General features: G+C 61.7%; 22 protein-coding genes. 16 read left to right on the top strand and 6 right to left on the bottom strand.

What is annotated here, in order from left to right; all coding sequences use genetic code 11:
* Positions 1–8: 8 nt before the first annotated feature.
* On the bottom strand, positions 9–977 hold the full coding sequence (locus KY494_RS26250; RefSeq protein WP_219888733.1) for a LysR family transcriptional regulator: 969 nt from the start codon (positions 975–977) through the stop codon (positions 9–11).
* Between the two features lie 127 nt (positions 978–1,104).
* Here KY494_RS26250 and KY494_RS26255 point away from each other — a divergent pair, with 127 nt between their 5' ends.
* The 15 genes from KY494_RS26255 to KY494_RS26325 all read left to right on the top strand — a co-directional run bounded on the left by KY494_RS26255 (position 1,105) and on the right by KY494_RS26325 (position 12,722).
* Positions 1,105–1,638, top strand: coding sequence for a VOC family protein (locus tag KY494_RS26255; protein ID WP_070311278.1), 534 nt, complete (start codon positions 1,105–1,107; stop codon positions 1,636–1,638).
* 48 nt (positions 1,639–1,686) lie between these two features.
* Complete coding sequence (locus KY494_RS26260) at positions 1,687–2,709, top strand: fumarylacetoacetate hydrolase family protein (RefSeq protein WP_219888735.1); 1,023 nt, start codon at positions 1,687–1,689, stop codon at positions 2,707–2,709.
* Between the two features lie 13 nt (positions 2,710–2,722).
* A complete protein-coding gene (gene maiA / locus KY494_RS26265; protein WP_219888736.1) occupies positions 2,723–3,373 on the top strand; it encodes a maleylacetoacetate isomerase in 651 nt (216 codons plus the stop codon).
* 133 nt (positions 3,374–3,506) lie between these two features.
* Entirely contained in the window at positions 3,507–4,286 is a 780-nt protein-coding gene (locus tag KY494_RS26270) for a uracil-DNA glycosylase (RefSeq protein WP_219888738.1), read from the top strand.
* Between the two features lie 38 nt (positions 4,287–4,324).
* Positions 4,325–4,876, top strand: a complete 552-nt coding sequence (locus KY494_RS26275; RefSeq protein ID WP_219888740.1) for an NADAR family protein — start codon at positions 4,325–4,327, stop codon at positions 4,874–4,876.
* A gap of 214 nt (positions 4,877–5,090) precedes the next feature.
* Positions 5,091–5,567 (top strand): Fe-S cluster assembly transcriptional regulator IscR, encoded by a 477-nt coding sequence (gene iscR / locus KY494_RS26280; RefSeq protein WP_034779566.1) that lies wholly within the window; start codon positions 5,091–5,093, stop codon positions 5,565–5,567.
* A 42-nt stretch (positions 5,568–5,609) separates the two neighbouring features.
* Positions 5,610–6,866 (top strand): IscS subfamily cysteine desulfurase, encoded by a 1,257-nt coding sequence (locus KY494_RS26285; protein WP_099763005.1) that lies wholly within the window; start codon positions 5,610–5,612, stop codon positions 6,864–6,866.
* 54 nt (positions 6,867–6,920) lie between these two features.
* Complete coding sequence (gene iscU, locus KY494_RS26290; protein WP_010399775.1) at positions 6,921–7,310, top strand: Fe-S cluster assembly scaffold IscU; 390 nt, start codon at positions 6,921–6,923, stop codon at positions 7,308–7,310.
* A 51-nt stretch (positions 7,311–7,361) separates the two neighbouring features.
* The gene (gene iscA / locus KY494_RS26295) at positions 7,362–7,682 is read left to right on the top strand and encodes an iron-sulfur cluster assembly protein IscA (RefSeq protein ID WP_010399774.1); all 321 of its coding nucleotides are present in this window, start codon (positions 7,362–7,364) and stop codon (positions 7,680–7,682) included.
* A gap of 66 nt (positions 7,683–7,748) precedes the next feature.
* Positions 7,749–8,264: a Fe-S protein assembly co-chaperone HscB gene (gene hscB / locus KY494_RS26300; protein ID WP_099763006.1), complete on the top strand. Its 516-nt coding sequence runs from the start codon at positions 7,749–7,751 to the stop codon at positions 8,262–8,264.
* 88 nt (positions 8,265–8,352) lie between these two features.
* A complete protein-coding gene (gene hscA, locus KY494_RS26305) occupies positions 8,353–10,233 on the top strand; it encodes a Fe-S protein assembly chaperone HscA (protein WP_219888741.1) in 1,881 nt (626 codons plus the stop codon).
* 67 nt (positions 10,234–10,300) lie between these two features.
* Positions 10,301–10,642 (top strand): ISC system 2Fe-2S type ferredoxin, encoded by a 342-nt coding sequence (fdx, locus tag KY494_RS26310; protein WP_035820570.1) that lies wholly within the window; start codon positions 10,301–10,303, stop codon positions 10,640–10,642.
* A 1-nt stretch (position 10,643) separates the two neighbouring features.
* Positions 10,644–10,838, top strand: a complete 195-nt coding sequence (iscX, locus tag KY494_RS26315; RefSeq protein ID WP_071076333.1) for a Fe-S cluster assembly protein IscX — start codon at positions 10,644–10,646, stop codon at positions 10,836–10,838.
* Positions 10,825–11,757 carry an SAM-dependent methyltransferase gene (locus tag KY494_RS26320; RefSeq protein WP_219888742.1) on the top strand — a complete coding sequence of 311 codons (933 nt, stop codon included), beginning with the start codon at positions 10,825–10,827 and terminating at the stop codon, positions 11,755–11,757. Before iscX ends, KY494_RS26320 begins: the two co-directional genes overlap by 14 nt.
* Before the next feature lie 206 nt (positions 11,758–11,963).
* On the top strand, positions 11,964–12,722 hold the full coding sequence (locus KY494_RS26325; RefSeq protein WP_219133637.1) for an rRNA pseudouridine synthase: 759 nt from the start codon (positions 11,964–11,966) through the stop codon (positions 12,720–12,722).
* Here KY494_RS26325 and KY494_RS26330 read toward each other — a convergent pair.
* The 5 genes from KY494_RS26330 to KY494_RS26350 all read right to left on the bottom strand — a co-directional run bounded on the left by KY494_RS26330 (position 12,719) and on the right by KY494_RS26350 (position 15,472).
* A complete protein-coding gene (locus KY494_RS26330; protein WP_219133636.1) occupies positions 12,719–13,147 on the bottom strand; it encodes a group III truncated hemoglobin in 429 nt (142 codons plus the stop codon). The two genes, KY494_RS26325 and KY494_RS26330, sit on opposite strands and share 4 nt — an antisense overlap.
* Before the next feature lie 63 nt (positions 13,148–13,210).
* Complete coding sequence (locus KY494_RS26335) at positions 13,211–13,747, bottom strand: RDD family protein (RefSeq protein ID WP_219888744.1); 537 nt, start codon at positions 13,745–13,747, stop codon at positions 13,211–13,213.
* The gene (locus tag KY494_RS26340) at positions 13,737–14,501 is read right to left on the bottom strand and encodes a DUF3106 domain-containing protein (RefSeq protein ID WP_219888746.1); all 765 of its coding nucleotides are present in this window, start codon (positions 14,499–14,501) and stop codon (positions 13,737–13,739) included. The genes KY494_RS26335 and KY494_RS26340 overlap by 11 nt, the downstream gene beginning before the upstream one ends.
* Positions 14,502–14,906 carry a DUF3619 family protein gene (locus KY494_RS26345; RefSeq protein WP_219888748.1) on the bottom strand — a complete coding sequence of 135 codons (405 nt, stop codon included), beginning with the start codon at positions 14,904–14,906 and terminating at the stop codon, positions 14,502–14,504.
* Positions 14,903–15,472 (bottom strand): RNA polymerase sigma factor, encoded by a 570-nt coding sequence (locus KY494_RS26350; protein ID WP_219133632.1) that lies wholly within the window; start codon positions 15,470–15,472, stop codon positions 14,903–14,905. Before KY494_RS26350 ends, KY494_RS26345 begins: the two co-directional genes overlap by 4 nt.
* 496 nt (positions 15,473–15,968) lie before the next feature.
* Here KY494_RS26350 and KY494_RS26355 point away from each other — a divergent pair, with 496 nt between their 5' ends.
* Positions 15,969–17,699, top strand: a complete 1,731-nt coding sequence (locus tag KY494_RS26355; RefSeq protein ID WP_096236702.1) for an acetolactate synthase 3 catalytic subunit — start codon at positions 15,969–15,971, stop codon at positions 17,697–17,699.
* The last annotated feature ends 1 nt before the right edge of the window (position 17,700 follow it).

Here is a 17,700-nt window from a genome sequence, read left to right on the forward strand (position 1 = left end):
GTACCCTATTATAAAGCGGCGCCAGCGGGGCCGCCGGCCGGCAGCGCGTCGCGCGCGGCGGGGCCGCCCGCTCCCACGTTCCACTCGTGCGTCTCGACAAAGCGGAACAGGAAGGCCATGAAGCTTTCGGCGGCTGGCGACAGCGAACGGCCCGTTTTCGTGTAGACGAAAAAGCGCCGCGTCAGTTCCGGCTCGTGCAGGGCGCGCATGTGCAATTTGTATAGTTTGACCATCGGTTCCGCGTACGGCAGGCAAACCGTGATGCCCAGGTTGGCGCTGACCATGGCCAGCGCCGTCGTCATGAAGGTCACTTCGTTATACGGATTGAGCGACAGCTCGCGAAACGCGCCGTGCATGTCGCGCAGCAGGCGTTCCGTGAACTGGCCCTGCAGCGAAATGAACGGGTAGTCGCCCACATCGGCCCAGGTGACGCGCTCTTTTTGCTGCAGCGGATGCTGCTCGGGGAAAACCAGCACGAAGGGCATTTCGAACAGCACTTGCGCGCCGATTTCTGCCGTCGGATCGCGCTCTGGGCCGATGCCGAAATCGACTTCGCCGCTGAAGACGCGCGCCGACACGTTTTCCACGGGGCAATCGACCAGGCGCAGCTGCACGTCCGGGTGCGTCTGGCGGTAGGCGGCGATCACTTCCGGCAGCAAGGTGCAGGCCATCATCTGCGGCGCGGCGATGCGCACCAGGCCCGTTTTCAGGGCCTTGCGCTGGGCGATGCCGGCCATGGCACCGTCGAGGTCTTCGATCATCTTTTCAAACAGCGGATACAGCTCGCGGCCGATTTCCGACAGCTGCGTCTTGCGCGTGCTGCGTTCGACCACGCGCACGCCCAGCACGCTTTCGAGTTCCTTGATCAAGCCGCTCAAGGCGGACTGCGTCACGTGCAGGTATTCGGCGGCCAGGGTAAAACTGCCGGTCTTGGCCAGCGCCACGAAGGCGCGCATCTGTCGCAGGCTGGGACTCATAAGATAATCCGATAAATCAATGGTTAAAAATTGTTTGTATGATAGCTGTAACTCGATTCTAATGGTGAAAAGCTGAAAAACAGGCCAGCCATCGCGCCCCGGGCGCCATCCATTGGAGACAAACACCATGAAGATCAAGCAAATCCACCACGTCGCCTACCGCTGCATCGACGCGAAGAAAACCGTCGAGTGGTACGTCAAGCATTTGAACATGAATTTCGTCCTCGCCATCGCGGAAGACCTGGTGCCGTCGACCAAGGCGCCGGACCCGTACATGCACGTCTTCCTCGACGCGGGCCAGGGCAATGTGCTGGCCTTCTTCGAGCTGCCGACGCAGCCGCCGATGGACCGCGACCGCAATACCCCGGCCTGGGTGCAGCACCTGGCGCTGGAAGTGGGCAGCATGGAAGAACTGCTGGCCGCCAAGGAACGCCTGGTGGCCGCCGGCATCGAGGTGCTGGGACCTGTGAATCACGCTATCTTCCAGTCGATCTATTTCTTCGACCCCAACGGTCACCGCCTGGAACTGGCGGCCAACGTGGGTACGCCCGAAATGATGGCCAAACTGGACGCCGTCAAATGGGAAATGCTGGAAGAATGGTCGCAGACACGCCGCGCGCCGAAGCACGCCGCCTGGATGCACGCGCCGGCCGACGCCTGAGCAGCCCGGATCGACACTCCCTGATAAATACATCGAACAAGGAACACCATGAAATTCGCAACCCTGAAAAACGGCAGCCGCGACGGCGCCCTGATCCTCGTCAGCCGCGACCTGCGCCAGTACCAGCGCGTGGCCGGCATCGCCCCCACCCTGCAGGCGGCGCTCGACAACTGGGACGCCGTCGCGCCGAAACTGGAACAGGCATACGCCGCCCTGAACGCGGGCCAGGCGCCGGACGCGCAGCCGTTTGACGCCAATCAATGCCACTCGCCGCTGCCGCGCGCCTACCAGTGGGCCGACGGTTCCGCCTATATCAACCATGTGGAACTGGTGCGCAAGGCGCGCAACGCGGAAGTGCCGGCCTCGTTCTACACGGACCCGCTGATGTACCAGGGCGGCTCGGACAGTTTCATCGGGCCGCGCGACCCCATCTTCGCCCTGTCGGAAGAGTGGGGCATCGACCTGGAAGCGGAAGTGGCCGTGATTACGGGCGACGTGGCCATGGGCGCCAGTGTGGACGATGCGGCGCAAGCGATTCGCCTGGTGATGCTGGTCAACGATGTCTCCTTGCGCAACCTGATTCCGGGCGAACTGGCCAAGGGTTTCGGTTTCTTCCAGTCGAAGGCGGCCAGCGCGTTTTCGCCCGTCGCCGTCACGCCCGATGAACTGGGTGCCAACTGGGCGGACAGCAAGCTGCACCTGCCGCTGCTGGTGGACCTGAACGACAAACCGTTCGGCAAACCGAATGCGGGCGAAGACATGACCTTCAATTTTGCGCAACTCGTCGCCCATGCGGCGAAGACGCGCGAACTGGGTGCCGGCAGCATCATCGGTTCGGGCACCGTGTCGAACAAGCAGGGCAACCTGTTCGGCTCCAGCATCGGCAACGGCGGCGTGGGTTACTGCTGCCTGGCCGAGGTGCGCATGTATGAAACCATCGAACACGGCGCGCCGAAGACGGCGTACCTGAAGTTCGGCGACACGGTGCGCATCGAGATGCGCGACGCGGCGGGCGCCAGCATCTTCGGCAGCATCGAGCAGACGGTCGTGCTGTACGCCGGCCGCGCCTGAGGGGAGGCGCCCGATGAAGCTGTACACCTATTTCCGCAGTTCGGCCGCCTACCGCGTGCGCATTGCCCTCAATTTGAAGGGCATCGATTACGACAGCATCCCCGTGCATCTGCTGCAGGATGGCGGCCAGCAGTTGCTGCCGGCCTACCGTACCGTCAATCCGTCGGCGCTGGTGCCGGCGCTCGATGACGACGGCGCCATCCTGACGCAGTCGCTGGCGATGCTCGAATACCTGGACGAGACGCGGCCAGCCGTGCCGCTGCTGCCGGTCGACGCGCTGGGGCGCGCCAGGGTGCGCGCGCTGGCGCTGGCGATCGCCTGCGACGCCCATCCGCTGACGAATCTGCGCGTCCTGAAATACCTGAAAAACACGCTGGGGCTGTCGGACGAAGCCAAGCAGGAGTGGTATCGCCACTGGATGGCCGAGGGACTGGCGGCCGTGGAAGCGCTGTTGGCGCAGGGCGACCCGGCCGGAGCTGGCCTGTTCTGCCATGGCGACAGCCCGACGATGGCCGATTGCTGCCTGGTGCCGCAAGTGTTCAATGCGCAGCGTTTCGCCATCGACCTGGCGCCGTACCCGCGCGTGGCGCGCATCCATGCGCATTGCGCCGGCTTGCCGGCCTTTGCCGCTGCCCATCCATCGCAGCAACCTGACGCCGAATAGATTTTATAAGGCGCAAGGCAGAAAGCCCTGTCTGGCAACAGACGGGGTTTTTTTATGCGTGATTGATTTGGGGCGGTCAATGCCAGCTTGCCGGTAGGCTACAATTTGCGTTTGTCCAAATACTTCACGCGCCATGACCGTAACCACCGTTCCTGCCAGCATCACCGATGCCCTGTCTCTGGCGCATGCTTCCTGGCGTCCCATCCTGCTGCGCGGCTTGCAGGCCGTGATGGCGGCCGATCCCGCCTATCTGCCGGCGCTGGCCGCCGACGATTACCTGCCCACGCAGGGCCGGCTGTTTGCCGCCTTTGCCCTGCCGCTGGCGCAGGTGCGTTACGTGCTGGTGGGCGAGGGGCCGTATCCGCGCGCCGACAGCGCCACGGGCGTGTGCTTCATGGATGGCGCCGTCGGCAGTTTATGGTCGGCCACGGGGCTGTCGAAACCCGTCAACCGCGCCACGTCCCTGCGCAACTTCATGAAGATGCTGCTGGTGGCCGATGGCCAGTTGCAGGGCGGCGACACGTCCGGCGCGGCCATGGCTCCCGTGGCCGCCGCCGCGCAGCTGGCGGGCAGCGGCGTGATCCAGACCCTGCCCGACTTGCAGCGTAAGATGACGGAGCAGGGTTTCTTGCTGCTCAACGCGGCGCTGGTGTTCCGTTCCCACGTGCCGCCCGTGCAGGATGCGCTCGGCTGGCTGCCCTTCCTGCAGGTGGTGCTGGAAGCGCTGGCGCGGCAGGGCGGGGCGGCCTTGCCGCAACTGGTGTTATGGGGCAAGATTGCCGAGCTCATCAAACGCCTGCCGGTGGCGGCAATGCTGCCGCAGGTGACGGCGGAACATCCGTATAATCTGTCCTTTATCGGCAACAGCGACATGCAGGCCTTGTTTGGCCCGATGCGACTGTTGCGTGCTTGAGATTGAATTGGCGCCTGTCTGGCGAAAGTGCGGGGAATATGCAAATCAGTAATGTGGAAGAATTGACGGCGTGGATAGCGGCGGGCGGCGAGCCCGACTATCTGTATTTCTGGGGCCACACGCCGGCGCAGCCGCAGGTGCCCGACAAAAGTTGCTTCAGCCAATGGTTTCCATCGCCGTTCAGCTTGGCCGGCGTGACGTATGCGACGGCCGAGCACTACATGATGGCGCAAAAGGCGGCCCTGTTTGGCGACACGGCCGTGCAGGCGCGCATCGTGGCGGCCGGGCGGCCGTCGGAAGTGAAGAAGCTGGGGCGCGAAGTGGCCAATTTTGACGCCAAAGTGTGGGAGGCGGCGCGCGCCGGCATCGTCTTCGATGGCAACTTTGCCAAGTTCTCGCAAAAGGCCGCGCTGCGCAAGTTTCTGCTGGGCACGGGCGAACGCGTCATTGTCGAAGCCAGTCCCGTCGACCGCATCTGGGGCGTGGGCCTGGCCTCGGACAATCCGCGCATCCTGGACCCCGCCACCTGGGACGGCTTGAACCTGCTGGGGTTTGAACTGATGAAAGTACGTGCCGCCTTACGGGGCTGAGAACGCCTGCGATTTCCTGACTGTTGTTTTCCTGAAGCCGCCGCGCCTGGCGCGGCCGGCTATGCCCCTGCCAGCCCTGTGGTCATCGAGGGGCGCTCTGACAAACCCCGCCGAATTTGTTATACTTGACTAAATCATTCAACTACTCGGGGTTTGAGAAGTTGAAAAGCCGCAATATTTTAAACTAGTTATTGAACAGTTAAGCCGAGGATGTATGCGTCTGACTACAAAAGGTCGTTTTGCCGTGACTGCAATGATCGATCTTGCCCTGCGCCAGGGCAAGGGGCCGGTCACCTTGTCCGGCATCAGCCAGCGCCAGTCGATTTCCCTGTCCTATCTGGAACAGCTGTTCGGCAAGCTGCGCCGGCATGAGATCGTCGAATCGATCCGTGGTCCGGGCGGCGGCTACAGCCTGGCGCGCCGTGCCGACAAGGTGACGGTGGCCGACATCATCATCGCCGTCGACGAGCCGCTGGACGCCACGCAGTGCGGCGGCAAGGAACATTGCCACGGCGCCGACGCGGCCACGGGTGCGCGCTGCATGACGCATGAATTGTGGTCCACACTCAACGAAAAAATGGTCGATTATCTGGATTCTGTGTCCTTGCAGGACCTGGTCGACCAGCAGAGACAAAAGATTGCCGAGCAAAGCGTGATGGTGATGCACCGTAACCACGCCGCCCTCGGTTGATAAATACAAAATACTAAGTTGCTGATTGCATTGGAGTTATTGATGAACGCCCCTGAAAAAAACGTAGGCCAAGTGCACTTTGAAACCGCACCGCATTTCCCGATCTACATGGATTACTCGGCCACCACGCCGATCGATCCACGCGTCGCCGACAAGATGATTCCCTACCTGCGCGAGCAGTTCGGCAATCCGGCATCGCGCAGCCACATGTATGGCTGGACGGCGGAAAAAGCCGTGGAAGAGGCACGCGGCTACGTAGCGGCCCTGGTGAACGCCGATCCGCGCGAAATCATCTGGACTTCCGGCGCGACGGAAAGCAACAACCTGGCCATCAAGGGCGCGGCACAGTTCTACAAGACCAAGGGCAAGCACATCATCACCGTCAAGACCGAGCATAAATCGGTACTCGACACGGTGCGCGAACTGGAACGCATCGGCTTTGAAGCGACGTATCTGGAGCCGCAGGACAACGGCCTGATTACCGTCGAGCAGCTGGCCGCGGCCGTGCGCCCGGACACCATCCTCGTGTCGGTGATGCTGGTGAACAACGAAATCGGCGTGATCCAGCCGATCGACGAAATCGGCGTGTTCTGCCGCTCGAAAGGCATCATCTTCCATTGCGACGCCGCGCAAGCGACGGGCAAGGTCGTCATCGACCTGCAAAAGACCAAGGTCGACCTGATGACCTTCACGGCGCACAAAACCTACGGCCCAAAAGGCGTGGGCGCCCTGTACGTGTGCCGCAAGCCGCGCGTGCGCCTGGAAGCGCAGATGCACGGTGGCGGCCATGAGCGCGGCCTGCGCTCGGGCACCCTGCCGACGCACCAGATCGTCGGCATGGGCGAGAGCTTCCGCATCGCCAAGGAAGAAATGGACAGCGAAATCGGCCGCATCAAGGCCTTGCGCGACCGCCTGGCGAAGGGCTTGCAAGAGATCGAAGAAGTCTACATCAACGGCGACATGGAGCACCGCGTGCCGCACAACCTGAACGTCAGCTTCAACTACGTCGAAGGCGAGTCGCTGATCATGGCGATCAAGGATATCGCCGTGTCGTCCGGTTCGGCCTGCACCTCGGCCAGCCTGGAGCCATCGTACGTGCTGCGCGCCCTGGGCCGCAGCGACGAACTGGCGCACAGCTCGATCCGCTTCACCATCGGCCGCTTCTCGACCGAGGAAGACATCGACTTCGCCGTGAACCTGCTGAAATCGAAAGTACACAAGCTGCGCGAATTGTCGCCGCTGTGGGATATGTTTAAAGATGGCATTGATATCAATTCCATCCAATGGGCAGCCCACTAACCAACACCGTGGCCTCGTGAATGGGGCCGGCAAGAATATTAAAGGAGCATCAAAATGGCTTACTCGGACAAAGTACTCGATCACTACGAAAACCCGCGCAACGTGGGCGCTTTCGACAAGGGTGATGACACCATCGGCACCGGCATGGTAGGCGCGCCCGCCTGCGGCGACGTGATGAAACTGCAGATCAAGGTCGGCGCCGATGGCCTGATCGAAGACGCGAAATTCAAGACCTACGGCTGCGGTTCGGCCATCGCGTCGAGCTCGCTGGTGACCGAATGGGTCAAGGGCAAGACCCTGGACCAGGCGCTGGCCATCAAGAATACGCAGATCGCCGAAGAACTGGCCCTGCCGCCAGTGAAGATCCACTGCTCCATCCTGGCGGAAGACGCCATCAAGGCGGCAGTGCTGGATTACCAGACCCGCCATCCAGTAGCAGCTTAAACGTTGGCAGCCCGCCCCAGCCGCAAGGCCGGGGCAGTTGCGGAGAAATACATGATCACACTGACCGAAAAAGCGGCGAAACACATCAACCGTTATATCGAACGGCGCGGCAAGGGCATGGGCTTGCGCTTTGGCGTGCGCACCACGGGCTGCTCGGGCCTGGCTTACAAGCTCGAATATGTCGATGAAGTGGCGGCCGAAGACAGCGTTTTTGAGTCGCACGGCGTGAAAGTCTTCGTCGACCCGAAAAGCCTGCCTTACATCGACGGCACGGAACTCGATTTCGCGCGCGAAGGCTTGAACGAAGGCTTCAAGTTCCACAATCCGAACGAAAAAGACGCCTGCGGCTGCGGCGAGTCCTTCAGGATTTAAACAGCTGGCAAGACCCCGGTCGGTGCGCTGTACCCATCGATTGCGGTACAGCGACCACCGACCATTATGCAAAATCACTTCGAATTATTCCAGTTGCCGGCGCAGTTCGGGCTCGACATGAGCGCGCTCGACTCTGCCTACCGCGACGTGCAGGGCAAGGTCCATCCGGACCGCTTCATCAACGCCAGCAGCGCTGAAAAGCGCGTGGCGATGCAATGGGCCACGCGCGCCAATGAAGCCTATCAAACCCTGAAAAGCCCGCAAAAGCGCGCGCAATACCTGTGCGAACTCAATGGCGTCGATTTGCAGACGGAGTCGAACACGGCCATGCCCGTCAGCTTCCTGATGCAGCAGATGGAGTGGCGCGAGGAACTCGGCGATGCGCGCGCCGGCAAGGATGCCGACGCGCTCGACGCCCTGGACCGCCAGTTGCGCGGTGAACGCAAGGCCTTGCTGGCCCAGGTGGCGGCCCAGCTCGACGCGGGCGACTATGTGAATGCCGCGCAAAGCGTGCGCGCCCTGATGTTCCTCGACAAATTCGGCGAAGAAGTCCGTTTTGCATACGAGGCCATGGAAGCCTGACTGACCAAGCGCCAGTCCGGCGCGCGTCTTATAATGCGCGACAGGCATCAGCAGCACCACGCACAAAATTAATCGAGGCACGAATACAATGGCACTTCTGCAAATTTCCGAACCAGGCATGTCGACCGCGCCGCACCAGCACCGCCTGGCCGTCGGCATCGATCTGGGCACCACCAATTCCCTGGTCGCCACCGTGCGCAACAGCATTCCCGAGGTGCTCAACGACGAAGACGGGCGCTCCCTGCTGCCCTCCGTCGTGCGCTACCTGCCGAACGGCCATGCGAACATCGGCTACAAGGCCCTGTCCGCGCAAACCACCGACCCGAAGAACACCATCGTGTCCGTCAAGCGCTTCATGGGCCGCGGCCTGGCCGACATCGCCTACGCGGAAAACCTGCCTTACGACTTCCAGGATACGCCTGGCATGGTGCAGCTGAAAACCGTGGCCGGCGTGAAAAGTCCGGTCGAAGTGTCGGCGCAAATTCTCGCCACCCTGCGCCAGCGTGCGGAAGACTCGCTCGGCGACGACCTGGTGGGCGCCGTGATCACCGTGCCCGCTTACTTTGACGATGCGCAGCGCCAGGCGACGAAAGATGCGGCGCAACTGGCCGGCATCAATGTCTTGCGCCTCTTGAGCGAGCCGACGGCCGCCGCCATCGCGTATGGCCTCGATAACGCCTCCGAAGGCGTGTACGCCGTGTATGACCTCGGCGGCGGCACTTTCGACATTTCCATCCTGAAGCTGAGCAAGGGCGTCTTTGAAGTGCTGTCGACGGGCGGCGACTCGGCCCTGGGCGGCGACGATTTCGACCGCCGCCTGTTCTGCTGGATCAGCGAGCACGCCAAGCTGGCGCCGCTGTCGGACGAAGACACGGCCATCCTGCTGGTGAAAGCGCGTGAGATCAAGGAAACGCTGTCGACCAAGTCGGAAACGATGATCGACGCGGCCCTGAACTCGGGTGAAGAAATCCACCTGCGCATCACGGCGACGGAATTTGCCGCCATGACGCAGCACCTGGTGGGCAAGACCATGAACGCCATCAAAAAAGCCTTGCGCGACGCGAACGTGGATGCGGACGACGTCGACGGCGTGGTGATGGTCGGTGGCGCCACGCGCATGCCGCACGTGCAGCGCGCCGTCAGCGAATTCTTCCACACGACGCCGCACGCGAATATCGACCCCGATAAAGTGGTGGCGCTGGGCGCGGCCATCCAGGCGAACTTGCTGGCAGGTAATCGCGCCGCCGGCGACGACTGGCTGCTGCTGGACGTGATTCCGCTGTCGCTCGGTATCGAAACCATGGGCGGCCTGGTGGAAAAGATCATTCCCCGCAATTCGACGATTCCGTGCGCGCGCGCGCAGGAATTCACGACCTTTAAAGATGGCCAGACGGCGCTGGCCGTGCATGTGCTGCAGGGCGAGCGCGAACTGGTGAGCGATTGCCGTTCGCTGGCGCGTTTCGAGCTGCGCGGCATTCCGCCGATGGTGGCGGGCGCCGCGCGCATCCGCATCACGTATCAGGTCGATGCGGATGGCTTGCTGTCCGTCTCGGCGCGCGAATTGCGCTCGGGCGTGGAAGCGTCGATCAGCGTCAAGCCGGCGTATGGCCTGGGCGACGACGACATCGCTCGCATGCTGCAGGAGTCGTACACGTCGGCCGACACCGACATGGTGGCGCGCGCGCTGCGCGAAGAGCAGGTGGAAGCGGAACGCATCCTGCTGGCCACGCAGTCGGCGCTGGACGAAGACGGCGGCTTGCTCGACGACGCCGAACGGGTCACCGTGGATGGCTTGATGAACAAGGTGCGCGACGCCATTGCGCAATCGCAAAGCGGCGCCATCGACCACCAGGCATTGAAGCTGGCGATCGAGGCGCTGGCCGACGGCACCGAGGATTTCGCCTCGCGCCGCATGGACCGCAGCGTGCGCACTGCTCTGAAGGGCAAGTCCCTGGACCAGGTCGTATAAAACCAATTGAACAGCGCGCCGCCGATACTGCGGCCGCGCTCCGAATGACAGACTGAAAGAAGAAACCATGCCACAAATCGTTATCCTGCCGCACGCCAAGCTTTGCCCGGACGGCGCCGTCATCGAAGCCCCGGCCGGCAAGTCCATCTGCGACATCCTGCTGGAAAACGACATCGACATCGAGCACGCCTGCGAAAAATCGTGCGCCTGCACCACCTGCCACGTGCTGGTGCGCGAAGGCATCGAATCGCTGAACGAAGCGACGGAACTGGAAGAAGACATGCTGGACAAGGCCTGGGGCCTGGAAGCCGTGTCGCGCCTGTCGTGCCAGTCCATCGTGGCCGACGCCGACCTCGTCGTCGAAATCCCGAAATACACGATCAACCAGGTCAGCGAAGGCAGTCACTAACATGAAATGGTCCGATATTCACGCGATCGCCGAGGCGCTGTACGACGCGCATCCGGACATCGACCCGTTGACCGTGCGTTTCACCGACCTGCATAACTGGGTGGTGGAACTGGACGGCTTCGACGATGACCACACGCGCGGCGGCGAAAAAGTGCTCGAAGCGATACAGATGGCGTGGATCGATGAAGCGCGCTAAGGGCGCGGCAGCCGCCGCCACCGCAGCCGCCGCCACCGCAGCCGTTGTGCCGAAAGACGTCATCACGGCCGCCAGCAACATGCCCGAGATCAAGGATGGCCAGTCGGTCGCCTTGCTGCAGGAATTGCACATCCTGACGCGCGACGGCAAGATGAACCAGGATAGCCGCCGCAAGCTCAAGCAGGTGTACCACCTGACGCAGTTCATCGAGCCGCTGCTGCGCGAAGTGCAGCTCGACCATCCCGGCGTGTCCTTGGTTGACCACGGCGCCGGCAAGTCGTACCTGGGTTTCATCCTGTACGACCTGTTCTTCAAGAATGGCAACGACGGTTCGCACATCTACGGCATCGAGACGCGCGAAGAGCTGGTGCAGCGCTCGCAAGAGCTGGCGAAGAAATTCAAGTTCCCCGGCATGTCCTTCCTGCCCCTGTCCGTGGCCGAATCGACGGAATCGAGCTTGCTGCCGCAGCAGATCGACATCGTCACGGCCTTGCATGCGTGCAACACGGCTACCGATGACGCGATCCACTTCGCGCTGAAGAAAAAGGCGAAGTTCATGGTGCTGGTGCCGTGTTGCCAGGCGGAAGTCGCTTCCGTCTTGAAGAAGAACAAGGGTCAGAGCCTGGGCAAGAGTGCCTTGACGGAATTGTGGCGCCACCCGCTGCACACGCGCGAGTTCGGCAGCCAGATCACCAACGTGCTGCGCTGTTTGCAGCTGGAAGCGCATGGCTACCAGGTCAGCGTGACGGAACTGGTGGGCTGGGAGCATTCGATGAAGAATGAACTGATCATCGCCAGTTATAAAAACCTGCCGCGCCAGCGTCCGACGGAACGCCTGCAGGAAGTGCTGCAGACGCTGGGGCTGGAAGAGATGGGCCACCGCTTCTTTGCCGAGGAATTGGCGAAGGCGCAGGCCTGATTGTTGGCTTACGCGTTCCGCTAATCCAACCTACCAAACCCGCCACCGCCGCGCAGGTCGGGTGGGTCGGGTAGGTCGGATTAGCGTAGCGTAATCCGACAATCAGCAGCGTAATCCGACAATCTCCAGCGCAATCAGCAAAAAGGGGGAGGAGCGGGTCGGTTACAATACCGGCTTTCTCCTCCTCTTGCTTTTTGCGCCTCCCCATGACCACACCACACGAAATGCCCACCGTCCGCCTGGCCAAGCGCCTGTCTGAAGACGTACCCTGCTCACGCCGCGAGGCCGAGCTGTATATCGAGGGCGGTTGGGTCACGGTCGATGGCGTGCTGGTGGAGGAATCGGGTGCGCGCGTGGCCGACAATCAGGCGGTCGTGCTGTTGCCGAACGCGACCTTGGAAGAAATGCCGCCCGTGACGATCCTGCTGCACAAGCCGGCCGGCGTCAACGGCGGCGTGGGCAGCGAAGGCAAGCCGGCCCTGGCCTGCTTGCGTCCCGAAGAGCTGTTCACCCCGGAAAACGTGCTGCCCAGCGCCGTCACGCGCTTTCTCAAGCGCCACCTGATCGGCCTGACCATCACCAATCCGCTCGACACCATGGCCTCCGGCTTGCTGGTGTTTACGCAGGATTTCCGCGTCGCCCGCAAACTGGTCGACGAAGCGAAAACGGTGGAGCAGGAATTCATCGTGGAAGTATCGGGCGACATCATGGAAAACGGCCTGGCGCTGCTGAATCACGGCTTGCCCTTCAATGGCAAGCCTTTGCCGCCGATCAAGGTCAGCTGGCAAAACGAGACGCGCCTGCGCTTCGCCCTGAAAAACGTGCAGCCGGGCCAGATCGCCCATATGTGCAAGATGGTGGGACTGGATGTCGTCGCCATGAAACGCTTGCGCATCGGCCGCATTCCGATGGGCGCCATGCCCGTGGGGCAATGGCGCTATCTGCAGGGTTACGAGCGTTTCTAAAGCTGCGGCGCCACGATGGCGTGGCTTTCCGCAAAGCTTTTCCATAGCCGTTCAGCAATATTCAAGGCGATGGTGTCGGCCTTCTCTTGCAGGGCAGCATTGCCCATGCTTTCGGTCGTGGCGAAGAACAGGGTCAGCCAGCGGCGGAACATGCACGGCGTCAGGTGTTCCATTTGCGCGTGCTGGGCCAGCGGTTTGCCGTGGTAGCGCATGGTGCCGCGCAGCAAACCTGACCAGAAATCGACCAATGTTGCCAGGTGGGCATCCCAATCCTTGACCTCGGCGGCAAAGATGGGGCCCAGCATGGCATCGTCGCGCGCGGCCGCATAAAAGGTGTGGACGAGGTGCTTGACTTCGTCTTCGCTGCAGACTTCCTCGCGGTAGGGAGCGAAGCGTGTGTGGGGGAGGGGGGCGGTATTATTCATGGCATGCCATGATCGCAGAGCCCCCGTGGCGCTTCAATGACTTAGGTCAAGCCGCATAAAAACTCAGGCGGCGACTTTCTTCGACTTCTTGGCCGGTGCCGGCAATTGCACGGTCTGCGTGCCCACGAGCTTGTCGTGCAGGAATTGTCCATTGCCCGTAAACAGGGCCGTGGCCGACCAGGCCAGGATGCCCACGCCGATGGCGCCCAGGGCAGTCCAGTGCTGCAAATCGAATGCATACGACACCAGCAGGGCCGGCAGCAGCCACATCCATGACAGGATGTAGCGGCAGGCAGCCACGCGCAGCGGCACGTGGGCGTGGCCTGGCAATACCAGTTGCAAGCGCCACGTCTTCATGGCCAGCGTTTGCCCTTCGCGGCTCCATTGATGGATGAAATATGCGCCCATGACGAGGAAGGCCAGGCACTGGCGCATGTGTTCCGTCAGCGGCGTATGCGCGCCTTGCACGGCCAGTTCAAACAGCAGGAAGGGTAAGAAGAGCACGGCCAGGGCCAGCAGCGACTCGTACACCATGGAAATCAGGCGGCGCTTGATCGTGGGATGGGAAGTGATGCTGGCGGCAGGTGTGCTATTTGGCATAGTTCGGCAGTGGGGCAGGCGTGGCAGGTGGCGTGACGGGCGCGGTGGCGGGGGCCGCGGCAGGATCCGTGAGCGGCACGGCCGCCGCAGGCGTGGCGGCTGGCGGCAGGACGGGCGCGGCGACGGCAGGCGCTGCGGGCGTGGCCGGTGGCGCGATCACGGGCGGCTTGCTGGTATTCGAATTGATCGCCGGCACTTTGCCCAGCGGTTTTTTCGGCACGAGTTCCGTCGCCAGCTTTTTCTTTTGATCTTCCGGCAATTGTTGGTATTGCTCCCATTGCGCGGTTTTTTGACCAGGATCAATCTTCTTCGTGCGCGTGTAGTTTTCGCGCACCAGGCGGCGCTGTTCCGGCGTCAGCTTGATCCATTCGCGCATGCGTTCATGCACGCGGGTTTGTTCGTCGGGCGACATGGAGGCAAAGCGGCTGGCGATATCGAGCCATTTCTGCTTGCGCAGCGGTTCCAGCTTGTTCCATTCGCCCGCCAGCGGCTGCAGGGCTTCCTGCTGCGCGTGCGACAGTTTGTTCCAGGACGGGTTGTCGCTGGCCTTGGGCGGCGTGCCGCCTTTGCCGGCCGTGCGGACCGAGCCGGGCTTGACGGCCGGCGCCGGCGCCACCACGGACGCTGCCGCCACGGGAGGGGTCACGGGCGCAGGATGTTGTTGCGCGCCTACCCAGGCCGCGCCAGCCAGGGCGCAGGCGCCCAGGCCGATGCCGCCAGCCAGCCAGCCTTTGCGTACGCTCGTGCGTGCCATTTATTGCTCGCGTTTCGTCAGGTAGGCGTTGAAGCCATGGTCCATGTACGCAGACAGCGGCAATTCGTCCGACAGCACGGCGGCGTCGATTTCTGCCAGTTCGGCAATATGTTGTTCTTGCTCAAACTGATAGATGCCCACCAGGCCGCCAACCAGCAGCAGCAGGGGGATGATGACGCTCATGCGGCCCAGCCACGACAGCGGTTCGACAAACAGGCTGCTGGCGATGCCGGCGAAGACGTCCTTGCGCACGGCGACGGTGGCGGGCGCGTCCGCCTTCTTGCGCGACAGGGCCAGCTTGCGTGCCGCTGCCAGGCCATCGGTGGCCGATGCGGGCAGGTCGTCGAGTTTTTCGTTCAGTGCATGGCGCACTTTGTAAGCGAAATTGAGATCGTCGGTGTTCATAATTTAATTCCCTTGGCTTTCAGCGATTCGGCGAGCGTGTGGGTAGCTCTGGAGCAATGTGTTTTCACGCTACCTTCGGAGCAGCCCATCGCTTCCGCTGTTTCAGCCACATCCATGTCCTGCCAATAACGCATGAGGAAGGCTTCGCGTTGACGTGACGGCAGTTTTTGTACCTCAGCATCAATCAAAGCAAGCATTTGCGCGCGTTCGACCTGGTCGGCCGACGATTCGGCGGCGCTGCTGCCCTGTTCCGATTCATACGTGTCAAGTATATCAAAATCTTCATGCTCGTCGCCCGAGGGCTTCATGCCGGAAAACAGGCTGACCCAGGTATTGCGAACTTTTTCTCGGCGGAAATAATCAAGGATGGTGTTCTGCAAGATGCGCTGGAACAGCATCGGCAGTTCGGCGGCCGGCTTGTCGCCGTACTTCTCGGCCAGCTTGATCATGGCATCCTGCACGATGTCGAGTGCCGATTCTTCCTTGCGGACCGCGTAGGCGGCTTGCTTGAAAGCGCGCCGCTCGACATTTTCTAGAAAGTCGGATAATTCTTTGTCTGTTGCCATGCGGTATGGGGATCTTAGCGGGCTGCGGGTGCGGTGGGCGAAATGGGGGCGGGTATGCTTTTTGCAACCCCGTGCATGCTAGCAAAAAATGTGCGTTTCCGCAGGGTTTTTGCACGTCGTGCGAGCAAAAATGCAGCGAGGCCGACATTTTCCTTGACCATCATGGTGCAACGCGATAACGTATGGGACGCTTTGAACACCCCAAAGCCCTATGGTCAGGTCGCGACCGGCACACAAGGCCATCCGCGGCAAGACGCGCTTTCATTTGTAGGCAGTTTGTTCTAACCCGTGCCACAAGCGCGAGCGGTTCGTACAGGCGCCACAGAAACTCCGGCCAAACGAGTTGCGTTAAGCGTTGTTTTGTAAGGTATCTATGGGTGCCCAAAGAAATGGCGTGACCGCATGAAAAGGGAAGCAGGAGCACTGTCGCGCACAGCGAACTTCGTCAGGAAAGAACATCCGATCAATCTCCAATGGACCTTGAAAGGAATGTTTCATGAATACCGAAGCAGCAGCAGGACCAATTACCGGCGCAGAAATTGTCGTGCGCTGTCTGGCTGAAGAGGGCGTCGAGCACGTCTTTGGATATCCGGGCGGAGCCGTACTCTACATCTACGACGCCATCTTCCAGCAAAACAAATTCCAGCATATCCTGGTACGCCACGAGCAGGCCGCGATCCACGCCGCCGATGCCTATTCGCGCAGCTCGAACAAAGTCGGTGTCGCCATCGTCACGTCCGGTCCGGGCGTCACGAATGCCGTCACAGGCCTGTCGACCGCGTACATGGACTCGATTCCCATGGTGGTGATCTCCGGCCAGGTGCCGAGCCACGCCATCGGCCAGGATGCGTTCCAGGAATGCGACACGGTCGGCATCACGCGCCCCGTGGTCAAGCACAACTTCCTCGTCAAGGACGTCAAGGACCTGGCAGCGACGATCAAGAAAGCCTTCTTCATCGCCCGTACCGGCCGTCCGGGACCCGTGCTGGTCGATATCCCCAAGGATATCAGCATGCACAAATGCCATTTCGACTATCCGAAGGAAGTCGAGATGCGTTCCTACCGTCCCGTCGACAAGGGCCACTCGGGCCAGATCCGCAAGGCCGTGCAGCTGTTGCTGCAAGCCGAACGCCCGATGATCTACACGGGCGGCGGCGTCATCCTGGCGAATGCGGCTCCCGAGCTGAACAAGCTGGTCGACCGCCTGGGTTTCCCGTGCACCAACACCTTGATGGGCCTGGGCGGCTACCGCGCCTCGAGCGAGCAGTATGTCGGTATGCCCGGCATGCACGGCACCTACGAAGCGAACATGGCGATGCAGAATTGCGACGTGCTGATCGCCATCGGCGCCCGTTTCGATGACCGCGTGATCGGCAACCCGAAACATTTCGCCTCGCATCCGCGCAAGATCATCCACGTGGACATCGATCCATCGTCGATTTCCAAGCGCGTCAAGGTCGATATCCCCATCGTCGGCAACGTCAAGGACGTGCTGATCGAGTTCCTCGCGCAACTCGACGCGGCCGAAGCCAAGCCGAACGTCAATGCCTTGAGCAACTGGTGGAAGCAGATCGCCGAATGGCGTGGCCGCGAATGCCTGAAATACCCGACTTCCGACCTGGTCATCAAGCCGCAATCGGTGGTCGAGAAAGTCTTCCAGCTCACCAAGGGCGACGCTTTCATCACCTCCGACGTGGGCCAGCACCAGATGTGGGCGGCGCAATACTATGGCTTCGACAAGCCGCGCCGCTGGATCAATTCCGGCGGCCTGGGCACCATGGGCGTCGGCTTGCCGTACGCCATGGGCGTGCAGATGGCCAATCCGGACGCCACCGTCGCCTGCATCACGGGCGAAGGCTCGATCCAGATGTGCATCCAGGAACTCGCCACGTGCAAGCAGTATCATTTGACGCCGAAGATCATCATGCTCAACAACCGTTTCCTCGGCATGGTGCGCCAGTGGCAGGAAATCGATTACGGTTCGCGCTATTCCGAGTCGTACATGGATTCGCTGCCCGACTTCGAGAAGCTGGCTGAAGCGTACGGCCACGTGGGCATGAAAATTGAAAAACCGGGCGACGTCGACGGCGCCCTTAAAGAGGCGTTTGCCATGAAAGACAGGCTGGTATTCATGAACTTCATTACCGACCAGTCCGAAAACGTGTGGCCCATGGTGAAAGCCGGCAAAGGCCTCTCCGAAATGATGCTCGGTTCGGAGGATCTCTAAT

This window comes from Janthinobacterium sp. PAMC25594, from assembly GCF_019443505.1.
In the GTDB taxonomy this organism is placed as follows: Bacteria; Pseudomonadota; Gammaproteobacteria; order Burkholderiales; family Burkholderiaceae_D; genus Janthinobacterium.